Annotated in this window: 11 protein-coding genes; 4 read left to right on the top strand and 7 right to left on the bottom strand. The window is 38.3% G+C overall.

Annotation, left to right across the window (positions count from 1 at the left end):
* Positions 1-85 precede the first annotated feature (85 nt).
* Positions 86-445 carry a hypothetical protein gene (locus tag CALSC_RS06340; RefSeq protein WP_088240543.1) on the bottom strand — a complete coding sequence of 120 codons (360 nt, stop codon included), beginning with the start codon at positions 443-445 and terminating at the stop codon, positions 86-88.
* A gap of 383 nt (positions 446-828) precedes the next feature.
* Between CALSC_RS06340 and CALSC_RS06335 the strand changes: the two genes are divergently transcribed.
* A complete protein-coding gene (locus tag CALSC_RS06335; protein WP_235006702.1) occupies positions 829-1,335 on the top strand; it encodes a hypothetical protein in 507 nt (168 codons plus the stop codon).
* A 362-nt stretch (positions 1,336-1,697) separates the two neighbouring features.
* On the opposite strand, the gene CALSC_RS06330 is transcribed toward CALSC_RS06335, so the two are convergent.
* The 4 genes from CALSC_RS06330 to CALSC_RS06315 all read right to left on the bottom strand — a co-directional run bounded on the left by CALSC_RS06330 (position 1,698) and on the right by CALSC_RS06315 (position 7,754).
* Positions 1,698-2,678 carry an aldo/keto reductase gene (locus CALSC_RS06330; protein ID WP_088240542.1) on the bottom strand — a complete coding sequence of 327 codons (981 nt, stop codon included), beginning with the start codon at positions 2,676-2,678 and terminating at the stop codon, positions 1,698-1,700.
* 261 nt (positions 2,679-2,939) lie between these two features.
* Positions 2,940-4,466, bottom strand: coding sequence for a ferredoxin:protochlorophyllide reductase (ATP-dependent) subunit B (gene bchB / locus CALSC_RS06325; protein ID WP_088240541.1), 1,527 nt, complete (start codon positions 4,464-4,466; stop codon positions 2,940-2,942).
* Positions 4,467-4,855: 389 nt separating this feature from the next.
* Positions 4,856-6,049 (bottom strand): DNA sulfur modification protein DndB, encoded by a 1,194-nt coding sequence (locus CALSC_RS06320; RefSeq protein WP_088240540.1) that lies wholly within the window; start codon positions 6,047-6,049, stop codon positions 4,856-4,858.
* A 106-nt stretch (positions 6,050-6,155) separates the two neighbouring features.
* Entirely contained in the window at positions 6,156-7,754 is a 1,599-nt protein-coding gene (locus CALSC_RS06315; RefSeq protein WP_088240539.1) for a DGQHR domain-containing protein, read from the bottom strand.
* A 217-nt stretch (positions 7,755-7,971) separates the two neighbouring features.
* Here CALSC_RS06315 and dndC point away from each other — a divergent pair, with 217 nt between their 5' ends.
* Positions 7,972-9,627: a DNA phosphorothioation system sulfurtransferase DndC gene (gene dndC, locus CALSC_RS06310; RefSeq protein WP_088240538.1), complete on the top strand. Its 1,656-nt coding sequence runs from the start codon at positions 7,972-7,974 to the stop codon at positions 9,625-9,627.
* Between the two features lie 87 nt (positions 9,628-9,714).
* Positions 9,715-11,715, top strand: a complete 2,001-nt coding sequence (gene dndD / locus CALSC_RS06305; protein ID WP_088240537.1) for a DNA sulfur modification protein DndD — start codon at positions 9,715-9,717, stop codon at positions 11,713-11,715.
* Positions 11,716-11,804: 89 nt separating this feature from the next.
* Here dndD and CALSC_RS06300 read toward each other — a convergent pair whose 3' ends face one another.
* Positions 11,805-13,319, bottom strand: coding sequence for a hypothetical protein (locus tag CALSC_RS06300; protein ID WP_088240591.1), 1,515 nt, complete (start codon positions 13,317-13,319; stop codon positions 11,805-11,807).
* A 165-nt stretch (positions 13,320-13,484) separates the two neighbouring features.
* On the opposite strand from CALSC_RS06300, the gene CALSC_RS06295 reads away from it, so the two are divergent.
* Positions 13,485-14,687: a histidine kinase gene (locus CALSC_RS06295; RefSeq protein WP_088240590.1), complete on the top strand. Its 1,203-nt coding sequence runs from the start codon at positions 13,485-13,487 to the stop codon at positions 14,685-14,687.
* 20 nt (positions 14,688-14,707) lie between these two features.
* Here CALSC_RS06295 and mutT read toward each other — a convergent pair whose 3' ends face one another.
* A complete protein-coding gene (gene mutT / locus CALSC_RS06290) occupies positions 14,708-15,136 on the bottom strand; it encodes an 8-oxo-dGTP diphosphatase MutT (protein ID WP_088240536.1) in 429 nt (142 codons plus the stop codon).
* Positions 15,137-15,440 lie beyond the last annotated feature (304 nt).

The following is a 15,440-nucleotide window of genomic DNA, read 5'->3' as shown; positions in this document are numbered from 1 at the left end:
TGAGACCTAATAAAGACAGTACAGACATCGTTATCAGTTTGTTTAAAACTTAAGAATTTATGAATTAATAATTCACAATTTCCATCTAGCAAGGAACCAGTTCTTCTTCGTTCTGAGGACAAACTTCGCTCTCTTGTTTTTCTTCAATAGTTTCTTCAATAGAAGATATTGGTTCGGAAGGAACTACACCTGGTTGATTTCCTAAAGCAACCAACTCATGATCACGGATGAGTAAAGGACTATCACAAGTAGGACAAGAATATACTCTATGAGTTCCGCCATAGCTAACTTGACTCTCATCCACTAATTCCGAATTTGCCAAATAAAAGCCAAGCGCACGCTCTGCTAAATCTGACATCGGCTCGGAATCTACTGCTGAACGAACTTTTAGTCTTTTGTGCAGTTCTGGTGATAAATACAAAGTGACCTTTTGCTTAGTTTGCATATAACTTTTCATTGGTCTTACCCGGGTATGTATCTTACGTTATCTGCTCCCACATTAGTTGTCAAGACTGCAAAACGTTTTGACGGCTATTTCGTTACATTTATTTACGTTTGATTTTTGAATACAGTTATTGTTGCCTCTGCGAAACAATGCCAAACCCCTGATTTTTCCTAGGGAGTGCCTAATTTTTAGATAATTTAGAAATTAAGAAGGCGAGAAAAACATAATGTATTTCAGTTTGTTTCTTAGACAACAAAATTTTTGGCCGAGGTGATGGATTGGAGATGAAAATAGTAAAAAATTTAATAAACTAATCTGATTCAGTATTATTGTTGGCATATATCCACAATTTCAATAAATTTACAAATTAATTAATATTTTTTATGATTATCAGTACAAAAGCTATTGCTTGGAACTTTGATTGGAGGATTTACCCACTCATTCTCTCATTGGCTTTATCCGCATGTGGTGTACCAAGTTTCCAAGGGGAGAGAAATTCTTGGAAAACATACAAAAATTCCCGTTATGGATTTGAATTTCCCTATCCTAGTAACTGGGAAGAGGTGAAACCAGATAATGATGATGGCATTGTTTTTATATCACCACAAAAAAAATCTGTAGAAATTCGCGGTTGGGCAGGTAATCAGCTGCTCACAAATACTAATACAAGCAGCAATAGAAAAAAATCTATTAATCCCAACTTTAAAAACATTCAAGGAATTGCTGGGGTAATGACAGTGGAAATAGGAACAACCGAAAGTATAGTTGCCATCAAATTTAATCAAGGAGGCGTGAAATATTATTGGCAGGGAAAAGCCCCTAGCTCCGAATTTAACGACTACTACCGATTTTTTTACTATATTGCTCAACATTATCGCCTACCCCAGTGAGCAGGGAGTAGGGAGTAGGGAGTAGGGAGTAGGGAGCAGGGAGCACGGAGTAGGGAGCAGGGAGCAGGGGGCAGGGGTAGGCTTTTTACAATTGGGTGTTTGTTGGTAAGACTTGGATGACAACCCCCCATAATCCCTCAAGAGGGATAGGGAAAGTAGATAAGGGAGGAAAAAAGAATCTACCTTCCCCTATATTCTTGCATCTGAATATATTTCTCTGGTCTGATATTCCCACAATAACTACTTTCTCTCTTTTTTCAGCAAGCCCTATTTATAGATAAATTGAAGTTTATCTATAAATTGACTAATTGCATGAAAGATGATAAAGAGTTCCCCTAGATGTTAGATAATCCAAAATCAGATTATTTTGTTTGAAAGATATTCTGCACCATTTTTTTCTCCAAACTCGCCGCAACTCGATCTAATTCCTCAACCTCACCACTATCCAATTGCCAGCCCAAAGCACCGATATTCTGCTGTGCCTGTTCTATATTTTTTGCTCCAGGAATAGGAATAGTACCTTTGCAAATACACCAGTTAATAGCCACCTGGGACATCGTTTTATGCCTAGATTCTGCTATCTTCTGCAAACAGGATAAAAGCGGTTGAGCCTTGGGTATTAACTGCTGAAACAGAAAACTCCGAATACCTGAAGGATACTTACTTTTATCAGCATACTTCCCCGTTAAAATACCCAATCCTAAAGGACTATAGGCAATCAATTTTATCCCCAAATCATCGCATACTTGTTTTAAACCCAATTCAGTCACAGGATAGGTAGACAGCAATGAATATTGGACTTGGAGAGTTGTAATAGGAACACCTCGTTCCTTAAATCTTGTGTGTACCCATTGCAATCTTTTGGGTCCATAATTCGATAATCCGACACCCCTAACTAATCCCTGTTCGTAAAGGTCAGCCAAACCATCTAAAAGTGCTCCTTCCTGCCAAGGTGCATAATTAGCTGTAGACCAATGCATTTGCACCAAATCTATATTTCTCCCTAACCTTTGGGCAGAAGATTTACTAGCATTAACCATAGATTGACGGGTTAATCTCCAGGGATAGGCAGCCAATTTGGTAGCAATGCAAATATTTTCTTGGTTTGTCCCTTGATATGCTTTGGTGAAGCGTCCCAAAAGTTGCTCGCTACGTCCGTTTAATTTACCTGTACCGTAGGAATCTCCCGTATCAAATAGGGTAACGCCATTGCTGACACAGAGGTTAAACACCCCCTGCAATTGGTCATCCATACTTTGATCATATCCCCACAGCAGTCGATTCCCCCATGCCCAAGTTCCGCAACCCATAACTGGTAGGGAAAGTTTTTGGCTAGTCTGCATATTTATCCCAGAGAAAATTACCGAATAAGGCAAATAATCAGTTATCAGTTTTATTGCAGGAAGCAGCCCCGATGAAACAATTTCACCACCAAGGATAAAAATACCTCTTTCCGACTCCCGATTCCCGATTCCCGACTCCTCATTTTCAATTCAGGAGATAAAAATATTGCTACATCTACATTGTAGCTTCTCAATTCGTCCTAACCTTCAAGCGTTACTAGTAAACCAGCAACGCCTGATAACTGATAACTGTTAACTGATTTAAGCTCCTACCGCTTCCTTGGCTGCATATAATACTTCAACGTTAATATCCTTAATTTCCCTTTCCCTAGCAAATTTCTCAGTATTGCGCTTAACTTTACCGCGAACAAAACCGGGAATCTTGTTCAACTCAGCTAAACCATCCTTCGTCCAATTTAAGTCGGATGTAGCGGAAATCCCTTTGGTAATTACTTCCTTGGTATCATGTCCGCCAAATATTTCTAATAAATGGTCTTCCATACCCAAGGTAAAGGAATTGTATACCAAATCGACTAATTGGTTTGTCCCTTCATAACCCATGAATGGTTTGTAACCCATAGGGAAGTCTTGGATGTGGATGGGTGCAGCAATTACACCGCAGGGAATATTCAGGCGCTTGCCAACGTGACGCTCCATTTGAGTACCGAAAATCGCCGCTGGTTCCACACGAGCGATCGCATCTCCAATTGCCCCATGATCGTCGGTTATAATTACCTCATCACAGTACTCACTTACCTGTTCCCGGAACCAATCAGCATCATATTTACAGTAGGTTCCCGCCCAAACTACGTGAATACCCATTTCTCGGGCTAAAATTTTAGTCATTGCCGCCGCATGGGTATTGTCACCAAATACCACGGCTTTCTTACCAGTTAAGTTTTGACAGTCGATGGAACGGGAAAACCAAGCTGCTTGGGATACATGTAGGGTTTGTTCTTCAATGAAATTTTCATAGTCTACATTTGCACCTTGGGCGTTAATTACCTGCTGAATTTTGCGGATACAGCGAGCAGTTTCCACAACACCCATAGGGGTAATATCTACGTAGGGCATACCAAACTCTGCTTCTAAGTATTTAGCAGTCATCAAGCCCAATTCCCGGTAGGGACAAAGGTTAAACCAAGCCCGTGGTAAATTCTTCAACTCATGAACAGATGCACTTTCTGGAAGTAATAAATTAACTTCAATTCCCAAATCATCCATGAGTTTCTTCAACTCTGTAGCGTCATGTTGATTGTGGAAACCCAAGGTAGAAACGCCAATAATATTGACAGAAGGCTTGGCTGTTTTCCCTTCCGGGAGTTCTCCTTTTTTCCGGGCTTTATTGATGTAGTATTGGACAATCTGATCTAAAGTGCGATCGCCTGCTTCTAATTCATTCACTCGGTAGTGGTTGACATCAGCCAGCAGCACATCCCCTTTACACTCCATTTGTGCCCGTTCCACAAAGTTTTCCAGGTCTTCTTGTAAAATGCTGGATGTACAAGTAGGGGTTAAGACAATTAAATCCGGTGCTTCTTCCGTGTCCTTGCGAGTGATGTTATCCACAACCTTTTCTTGGGAACCCCGCGCCAAAACATGGCGATCAACTACACTGGTTGTTACAGGGGTAAAATTGCGCTCCCGCTCCAACATTGAGCGCATGACATTAAAATAATCATCCCCTAAGGGAGCGTGCATAATCGCATGGACATTTTTAAAAGAACTGGCGACTCGTAAAGTACCTATGTGAGCTGGACCAGCGTACATCCAGTAAGCTAATTTCATGTAAAGGTTCTCCCTATTCCTAGCAGTGAATGATGTCCGATAAAAGTTGGACTATAAATGCGTTTATTTTTGTTATTGCTTTTGATTTTCGCAAAATTGCTGGGAATGATGGGCTGTAGTTAATAGAAGTTGATTTTATGATGTATTTTTATGAAGATATGAGACTAATTGAATACTTAATAATAAGTTTAAGTCAACATCAGGAATTGTATATAACAATATGTATGTACGGGTAGGATGTTAAATTGCGATCGCTAAATGATGAAGAGTATAAAACCGAACGCGATCATATCCTTGAAAAGCATGCTATCGGTAGTTGGAAAACATTATAAAGTAATTAGTTGGAGGAGGAATCTATCTAAGTAAATTTCTCCCTTGGATTTAAATAATTATGACATCCATCCCAATTTTATTTTTATAATGTCAACTGCTGTTGCGATCGCGCCCGCACTAAATGATATTTTATAAGGATTGTTTGGATTTTTCGGGTTTGGATCTCTTCTAACAATATTGTTTGCCCACAAATCATTTTTTCTTGACCAGTCTAATTGCGCTAGTTGATTAACTTTTTCTTCATCAAATTTATAATATTCTGGAGAATATGTGGAATACAATAAACGACCCAAAATCTCTAAACCAACGCTTACACCAAGTACACCATTTTCTTTAAATTCTTTGATATCATCAACTGTTAATTCATTAATTGGTTTTTGAGAAATATAACGAGTATTTTCACATTTCATAAAAAATTTATTAAGGCAATAGGCTAGAGATTCTGATGTCTGTTCAACGTTATAATCTTTAAGTTCATTTTCTGTATTATTAGTAAAAGTACAACTTACAAATCTAGCTATATAATTTGTAGTATAAATTAATTTATGTTTGACTGAGGGAGATGCTTTAACTTTTTCAGTTTTATCCTGAAACATTGATACTCTATCTATTAATTCTTTAGTAATACCAATATGACCCTCATATTCACCGAAAGATACTAACAAAGATTTATCAAGCTGTTTTGTCTGAGCCATATCTCTAAAATCTATTTGACACTGGCGTTTGTCACCCTCCAGAATTAGGGTAATTGGAAAATCATCATTTGCAATGAGTTTGCTATCAATTCCTTCTATCAATTCATGAATCGCCCGTTTTCTATGTTGCCCATCTGTAATATCCAACTTTACGCCGCGAGGAATAACAACTAAGCACATACCTCTAGCAAATTCATGAATTTCTATATCGTCTGGATCGACATTTGCTGTTAATGTTCCTACAATCCATGGTTTATCTTTGTTGGCGCAACCAATGATATATTGTTTAATATCCTCAGCATGACCTTTAACTTCTGGACGATTCTTACCAGAATCTGGATCGTTACCACTAGATGGTTTTGCTTGGAGAAGTCCAGAAAAATCACCAGCAGGTACATTTATTTGTAGCATCCTACGCTTTCCCTGCCAAAACACCAGCCCTAGATAGCATCGTTCTCGGTAATGTTTGGAAAAGAAAGATTCAATAAAGCTGCTAAATTTAGCTTTTATTTCAGATGAAATGGTATCAGCACTATCCTGATTTATGGAATGCATAAGAATATTGATAAAAATTGTGTAATTTACTAAATATATTATTCTCTGCTATAAAACTTTGACATTAGTAAAAACCACATTATCAAACTACTTATAATCTTTATAATTACAGCACCTTTGGCAACCCTACTTCTTTAGGTTCAACAAACTTCCCATCAAAACCAATTGTTTGATTTTCCGTAGTTCTGGCTTTTGCTAAATCTGTACGCAGTTTTGCCCGTTCCATTGAATCTTCAACGCCACCCAAAATATAAACCAACAACCTCACAGCTAAATCTTTTCCAGCCACCTGTATGCGCTTTTTATTGGGGTCATATAAAACGCCATACCAGAGAGATTGGGGATACTCAATACCACTAAAACCACCTTGTCTATCAAACTGATTCAGCTTCTTAAATATCTGCTTGAGTGATAAACCTTTCTTGAAAATAGCAATTCCCAAAGCTTGAGCTAAAGCAACTTGACCAACAGGACGAAACAGCATATTACCTTCACCACCGTCCTTTTCAAAATTAAATCTTCGCAACTGTGGTGTGTCCTCATACTCCAGTAATTTGTAACTGGGTAGAGCTGCTAAATTATCAAACAAATCTTGAAAATGCTGAATACCGGACTCTAATTCTTCATCCTCTGGACGTATGGGAATTAAACCTTTATCTAATGGTTTCCAGTGCGGATATTTATGTCCTAAATATCGTTCTGACATTTCTTTTAAAGCTTGCAAAGTTGTCAAAACTGTTGACTTTGTTGCAACGGTTGCACTATCCCAATTGACACGATGGTTTCTATCCTCTCTTTGCTCTAAAAGTGGATGAATAACAGCAATTTTTCTCGCCACAATTGAAAAGCCATCATCCTCATTTAACTGTGCTAATTGACCTTTACTTAAAGGAACAGCCATGAGGTTAACATGAACAAAAATCGATCTTACCCGCCGCCTTGCTTGCTCCCTAGTTTCTCCCACCGCAACTGCGGAAATAAACTCAATGCCAATCTTTTCCTGGGGTAAGCTTTGTAAGTGAGCAGGGGATACCCCATACTGCTCCACTAAATCATCAATACTTAAAGAACTCCCATAGGGGGATTTATCCTTTCTGTAGCGTTGGAGACTTCCAGTTTTCAACAACTCCATTAAACCCTTTACCCCCATCAGCCGATGTTGACCATCTAATGCATAAATAGTTACATTTTTTTCAGTAATATTCAGCAGACCAAATTTACCTGCTTCATCCACAGGGGTAAATTCCGCAGCAGTTTTTTTTGCTTGTCCCTTTTTATCCCACTCCTGAGCTTTGTGATTATCTACCCAAGGTTGGTTAATAACTACCAACACCGGGGGGAATTTATGATTTTCCCGCACTGCTAAATACTGTACCAATGCTGCTTGACGTGACCAATCTAGGGGACGTTGTTTAATTTCATCAATACTATCAGCATCAATTTCAATATTATCAGTTTTGGGATTATACTTATGATGCAACAGAGGTAAAGCAGAGGCAAAATTTACCCGATCCGCGAACCATTCTAAGGTCACAGAACCGATATAAGCATGGTTATTACCCATCTCTGTTCTCTGCACCAGAATCTGTTCGTTTTTACCAAGATATTTATTTAATAGTAGAGTAAGTAACTTTTTATCCCGATATTCCGGCTCGATATTCTGGCTATAAATCTCGGCTATAGGATCAGGTAAGGTATCGGTCATTTTAATTCTCAAAAAATTACAATCTCAGCATAATATAAATAAATACAGCATAATGTATGGGTCTATTAAGTTTTTAAAAACTATTATCTGTACATTTTTATGTAATACTATAATTTGCCCTTGTATTTATCTCAAATTTCAACTTGTCTACCCTGATGTGCATCAAAGGTGGAGGGTCAATAAACCAAAGGGTGCTGTTTAGAAAACATACAGATAAATGACCACAACCAAAAAGCCACCAAATAAAGCTCAGGGTGAGCAACCAACAACACCGCTACAAAGAACTGTAGAAGATTTAGTAGAAGATATCCAAGCAATTACCAGAGAAATACAAGAATTATACTGCCGCGATGAAATACCTTGGATTATAGGAGTTTCTTGGGGTAAGGATTCTAGTACTGTATTACAACTAGTATGGAATGCGATCGCAGCACTACCACCAGAAAAACGCACTAAGACCATACACGTCATTACCACAGACACATTAGTAGAAAATCCCATTGTTTCTGCCTGGGTTCGTAAATCTTTACAAACTCTCAAATTAGCGGCAAAAAAAGAACAATTACCAATAGAACCACATTTACTGCAACCAGTGGTTCAAGATACATTTTGGGTAAATCTCATCGGTAAGGGTTATCCTGCACCTCGTCATCAGTTTCGTTGGTGTACCCAGCGTTTGAAAATTACTCCAGCCAACCAATTCATTCGTGAGATGGTTCGTGCTAACGGTGAAACCATTGTTGTTTTAGGTACTCGCAAAGCAGAAAGCTCAAAAAGAGCCGCAACAATGAAAAAGCATCAAGCAGGTAGACTACGTGAACACCTCAGTCCCAATGCTAGTCTGCCCAATTCCTTAATTTATACTCCCATAGAAGATTGGAGTAACAACGATGTTTGGATTTTTCTCAACCAATGTGATAATCCTTGGGGACAGAATAATAAAGAACTTTTCAATTTATATCGTGGTGCAACTGCTGATAATGAATGCCCCTTGGTGATTGATACCACTACTCCCAGTTGTGGTGATTCTCGTTTTGGGTGTTGGGTTTGCACTATGGTGAATCAGGATAAATCAATGGAGGCAATGATTCAGAATGATGAAGAAAAAGAATGGATGCAACCTCTATTGGATATTCGCAATGAACTAGATATAAAAGATGATCGAGATAAAAGAGACTTTAGACGTATTTGGGGTAATGTTCAACTATTTGAACGTAATAAAGATGGTGAAATATCTGTCGAACCAATCCCTGGCCCTTATACTAAATATTGGCGGGAACATTGGTTAACCAGAGTGTTGACAGCACAAACACAAATCCGGCATACGGCACCAGAAAATATGCGCGAAATTACCCTGATTACGACAGAGGAATTAAGCGAAATTCGCCGTATTTGGCTAGAGCAAAAAAACGAATTTGATGATAGTTTACCTCGTATATATAAAGAAGTGACTGGTGAAGAATTTATAGATCCTCGTCCTGGTGCTGGTAACAGTCTTTTAGGTAGCGATGAATGGATGGTATTAGAAGAAATTTGTGCAGATGATGCCATGCATTTAGAACTGATGGCTAAACTCTTAGATACAGAGCGTCAATTTCGCAAAAAGGCACGACGGGTAGGAATTTATGATGCATTAGAACAATGTTTTAAAACTAGTTCTCACTCCCAAGCAGATGCAATTAAAAATGCTTACCTGAAACGGGATTTAAAAGAAGCAGTAGATAAAGGAGATATTGCAAAAGTCAAACAACTCACATTAGGTGATGTGGATGTAACGGAGGATAAAGATGAGGAGTCAGTAACAGATTCTCCTGGTGAACCTACTGCCAAAGCAAAAAATTGGGCAAATACAAAATTTAAACAGAAAAATTAATTACTTCACTATTTGGCATCAAGAAAAATCCCTAAATTTCTGCGTCTAGAGTAACCAGAGTATGAGATATAAATAATATACTTAAACATGAAATTTATTGAACTTGTTCTGCAAAACTTTGGGCCCTATGCTGGAAAACAAATCATTAACTTCGATACAAATATTGACTCGGAAAACTCTCACCCGATTATTCTCCTAGGAGGAATGAATGGCGGCGGCAAAACCACCTTAATGGATGCGATTCGTCTTGCACTTTATGGACATCGTGCTGACTGTTCTACTAGAGGAAATTTAAGTTATAGTGATTTTCTTAGCCAATGCGTTAATCATCAAGATAACTCAGGAGAAAAAACCAGGGTTGAGTTATTATTTGAACATATAGAAAATGATCAACCAATCAAATACCGCATAGTACGCACCTGGGATAAAAATCCTCAAGATGGAAAAGATCATTTGGGAATTTTAGAATTAACTACTGGTAAAAATGATGATTGGTTGAGAGAAGAATTAGTCAATACCTGGGATGATTATATTGAAAATCTTTTACCTTTAGGGATTTCTAATTTATTTTTATTTGACGGCGAACAGGTAAAAGAACTGGCGGAGCAAGAAACACCACCAACAGTTGTTTTTGAAGCAATTCGTTCCCTTCTCGGTTTAGAATTAGCAGAACGTTTAGCTGTCGATATCGAAATTTTAGCCAATCGCAAGCGTAAGGAATTAGCTAACGATACAGATTTAGCTAATTTAGAAGCAATAGAAAAACAATTACAAACAAAGCAAACTGAATATACTAGTATTAATCATCAAATAGAAATATTACAACAAGACTTAGAATTAGCAGAGAAACAAGAACAAGAGGCTTTTGATACATTCACATCTGAAGGCGGTAAAATCGCTGCTGAATATAAACAATTGTCAGCTCAAAAAAAACAAAAAATAGATGAAGTAGAACAAGCTCGTCAAGGGATGTGTGACTTAGCAGCTAATGTATTACCTTTATCTTTAATTGAACACTTACTGAACCAAGCTCAAATCCAAGCCGAAAAAGAATTTCGCGTCCAACAAGCCCAAGCAGCTAGAGATATTTTAGTTGAGAGAGATAAACGTTTACTCAATTGGATGAGTGAAGCGGGATTTGTTATAGAACAACAAGAGAAAATTAAACAATTTTTAGCGCAAGATGAAGAAACATTACGGGCTAATTTTCTCCAGCCTGAGGAATCTTGGTTACTAGCAGATGCTGACAGCCTCAGTCAATTAGGTAATCTGCTTTACTATCTCCAAAATTTTCAAAATGTTGCCAAACAACAAATAGAAATACTCGCAAATAAAGAAATAGAAATTGAAACATTAGAAAGACAATTACAAACAGCAGCCTCACCAGAAGACTACCAAAAACTTGCTGATGCACTGAAAAATACACAAAATAAAGTTATAAACATTAAAACAGAACTTGAAATAGCTCAACATCGATCTCACGAATTAGAACTAGAAATCAAAGAAATAAAAAAAGATTTACAAGCATACACAACGGCAAACATTCAACGTAAAGATAGAGAACATATCATCTCATCAGCAGCTAGAGTCCAAGAAACCATCAAGATTTTCCGGGAAAAATTAACCCTACGTAAACTCAATAAACTAGAAATCGAAGTTACTGAATGCTTCCGTTATCTCCTCCATAAATCCGACTTAGTTCACCGCATCGCCATTGATACTCACACCTTTAGCCTTTCTCTCTACGACTTACAAGGTAAAACAGTCCCCAAACATCGCCTATCCGCAGGAGAAAAACAGCTACTAGCCATAGCCTTCCTCTGGGGACTAGCCAGAATCTCCGGACACCACTTACCAGTCGCCATTGATACACCCTTAGGTAGACTTGACTCATCCCACCGCAATAACCTGGTAGAACGTTACTTTCCCTCCGCCAGCCACCAAGTAATTCTCCTATCTACGGATACAGAAATTGGTAAAAAAGAAGTCCAGAATTTGAGAAAAAATGAAGCGATCGCTCGTGAGTATCTCCTCGAATATGACTCTTCTGCCCGTCAAACCACCATCAAACCCGGTTACTTTTGGTAATTGTTAACAAAAATTAACTCTATGGATTGAAGTCAGCAGAAGTCGGCAGGCAGAATCAACTATTAGTGGAACTTTTTCATCTCTGCCAGCTAATTTTTTGTTGTAAACTGCAAATAATCTTCTAAATCTTGAATTTGTGGAGCAGGTAACTGTTTTAAAACTCGCCAGAGGATTGTATAACTACCATCAGCACGGCGGCTTACTGGTCGAAATGCTACAATCACATCACTACTTTGCATTTCTAGTAACTGATCAAGATAAAGCCGATCGCCCAAAGCAACTGGTTGACCACCTTTAATAATCTCAGGTAATTGGAACTGGAACGATCGCAATAAATAAGTGTGGTTGATTTTTGCTGGCATCTGAGCTAGGATACCCTCTCCTTGGTGCCACTTTTGCAGTTTACCAGTCAAAAAACGCCGACGCTCAATTTGTAGCTGTTCTAACTGTTTAGGTGGCTGGTAATTGAATAATAAATCCTGCTGTGGATGTGTGACTTTTTGCAAGTGAACATCCAATTTTTCCATTGGGATATCCCCCAAATCCATCATCAAACTATAGTCAACACCCTGGCTTAACATCGCAAATTTACCATCCACAACCTCAAGTGCTAAATTAGGAGTAAAACCATTATGCTTTCTTCCTAGGGATGGAAAGGGATAACGTTTTCTCACACCAGCTTGTAAGCGATTTCTCAAACCATTACCTTGTTGAAGTGGTAACACCCGAAAAATTCCTGTATTCGGTTTTGCTAAAAATTGAGCATAAATTCTCTTCTCCTTGACATCAACGCCAAAAGCACGTCGATCAATAAAAGCCCGATTTTGGCGAGGATCGATAAATTTAGTTCCTACAGGGAATGCAGGCTTTGCCGCTATTAACACAGTTCGAGCAGATTGTAAAATTTTCAAGACCTCTGGAGGTGGAGCGATCGCAGGAGCCATAGGCATTATATAATTAGCTATGGCCTTTTTCCTCTTCCCACCGATGGCAAATTGGGTACTTGAAGCAGCATTAGGTGGTTTAATGGAAAAAGGAACTGCTGATTCACCTAAATGAGGGCGCTTTATCGGCGCAACGGAAAGCACTGGATGGGATTGTCGCTCTCCACTCACCAATGGTAAATCTCTCACCCACCCTAACTCACCACGACGAGATAAGAGTCTATCTATGATTGGAGTTAATTTTATTAATTCCCCATTAGAAGTAGACAAAGAGCAGTATATTTGTCTTTGTTTTCGAGTCAACTGACTTGATGTAGATGAAGTACCACTAGTAATCCTGGCTGTGTGCTCACATATAGGTTTTTGGTGCATATAATCATCTTTGAGAAACCTCTCTACCGCCTTGGTTTGGAGAAGTAAATGTCCCCGGACAACTCTCATAGGATTGGGATCCGGTTCTACAAGAGCCGTTTCGATACGAGCAAGCAAATTGATTTGCCTCTGTACTAGTTGGCTAGCCGTAGTATAAAAATTTGCATCTGCCCTTGACGAAAGATGGCGATTCCAGGAAGATGACCACTGAGATTCAGCATTAACCGGATTTTCGAGAATAGTCAACAAACCCAAAGGGAGGACAAAACAAGTAAGTAAATATCGCATATGATTAAAAGCTTTTGTTGGATAGGAGTGTGAAAAATCTAAAATAGATATTAAATTCACAAATAAAATATAAGGACGACCATGCGATCGACCACAGCTAGTCTATTTTACTCACTGTAGCTGTCAGGTGTCGTGGGTTAATTACTAGTTCTCATGCAAGATCAGATGCAAGTTTCCCAGGATACCACTATTTATTCTGAGGCTCCACTACAGCTGTTACTATTTATTGATGGACGACCAAAGTCTCGACAACAGATACAGCGAATTCGTGGTTACTTAAAGGAATTGCAAGCCACATACGACTTTGAACTACAAATTATTGATGTTGGACAACAACCATATCTGGCAGAACACTTTAAGTTAGTAGCCACCCCTGCTTTAATTAAAATTCAGCCAGAACCAAGACAAATTCTGGCTGGTAGTAACATTGTCACCCAATTAAAAATATGGTGGCCTCGTTGGCAAACGGCGGTAGAATCGTATTTAAAATCACATACTAACTTGCAAAGCACTGAAGAGGACAGTTGCGCAGAGGCTATTGTATTACCAAAATCCAAATCCTCATCAATTCGTTCGGTAGCTGTTTCCACAGAGCTGATACGTCTATCGGATGAAATTTTTCGCTTAAAACAGGAGAAAGAAAAACTGGAAGAGGAATTACAATTTAAGGATCGGGTAATTGCCATGTTAGCTCACGATCTACGTAATCCTTTAACTGCTGTTGCTATTGCTATAGATACTTTAAAGTCCAACTACAATTCTGAAAAAGGTGTATTTCATCGTTTAGCACCAAAAATGGTGATGCACTTATTTAAGCAGTCACACAATCAGACGCAGACAATGAATAGTATGATTGCTGATCTGTTACAGGTGGGACGTAGTAAAGATCGCCAGCTTACCATCCAACCGCAAAAGTTGGAAATCGGTAAACTCTGTTTAGATATACTTGGAGAATTTAGCGATCGCTGTACAAGTAAACTCCTCACCGTGGAAAAAGATATTCCTGAGGATTTACCATCTGTTTATGCGGATACGGAACGTATTCGCCAAGTTCTGATCAATCTTGTAGATAATGCCGTCAAGTATACCCCTGAAGGCGGAACTATTAAAATTAGTATATTACACCGGACTACCCAAAAAATTCAATGCAGTATTGGTGATACTGGTCCTGGGATTCCTGAAGATAACCGCGAGCGAATTTTTGAAAATCGCTTTCGCTTAGAAAGGGATAAAAAAAAAGACGGATATGGTATTGGACTATCTTTATGTCAACGGATTATTCAAACACATTATGGTCAAATTTGGGTAGAAAATGCTCCTAATGGAGGGGCATTATTTCATTTTACTTTACCAGTTTATCCAAATTAAGAATTAATAATTTAGAATTATCAAATTTTGTCCCAGACACCATTGCTCTGAATTACATCAATAATTTGAGTATTCGCTTGGGGAAAAGTAAACTGATCTAGTTCATCCAAATTTACCCACCGCACTTGATCACATTCTAGTGGTTGAGGAATACCTTCAACATGGCGGCAGTGATGTACATTTAAACTGACACGGAGATGGGTATAAGTATGATCAATTGTCAGTAAGTGTTCTCCCACTTCAATCTTAATTCCCAACTCTTCCCAAATCTCCCTTTGAATACATTCCTCAACAGTTTCTCCTGGTTCAATTTTGCCTCCTGGAAACTCCCATAAACCTCCCATTGCTCCTTGTGGAAGGCGACGATCAATTAAAATTTGTCCCTGTTGGTTCCAAATAACTGCAACACCAATAAACTTATGGGGTGGTTGTACATTCTGAAGATTCATGTTTCTCTAGATTAGATTAATTGTTCTGAGTCATATAGCGCTACGCACAAATAATAAGTAATAAGTTTACTATTCATAGGTTTCAGCATTCAAAAATGTCCTAACGTACTTTGATAGTCCTATGATTATGTACATTCATTGACCATAATGGCTTTGATAATTTTGATAAAAAAATAATACAACAAAACTCGATAAACTTATTAGTACCGAGCTTTTATTGTATTAACAATACTTGTTAAATATCAAACTATTTTGTATATATTTGCTCTATTCATTACAAGGGTGCAGTTTCTCACCTAGATAC

The sequence above is a fragment of the Calothrix rhizosoleniae SC01 genome (genome assembly GCF_900185595.1).
In the GTDB taxonomy this organism is placed as follows: domain Bacteria; phylum Cyanobacteriota; class Cyanobacteriia; order Cyanobacteriales; family Nostocaceae; genus Calothrix_A; species Calothrix_A rhizosoleniae.
Note: the sequence above shows the minus strand (reverse complement) of the source record. Positions and strands in the feature narration are given on the sequence as shown.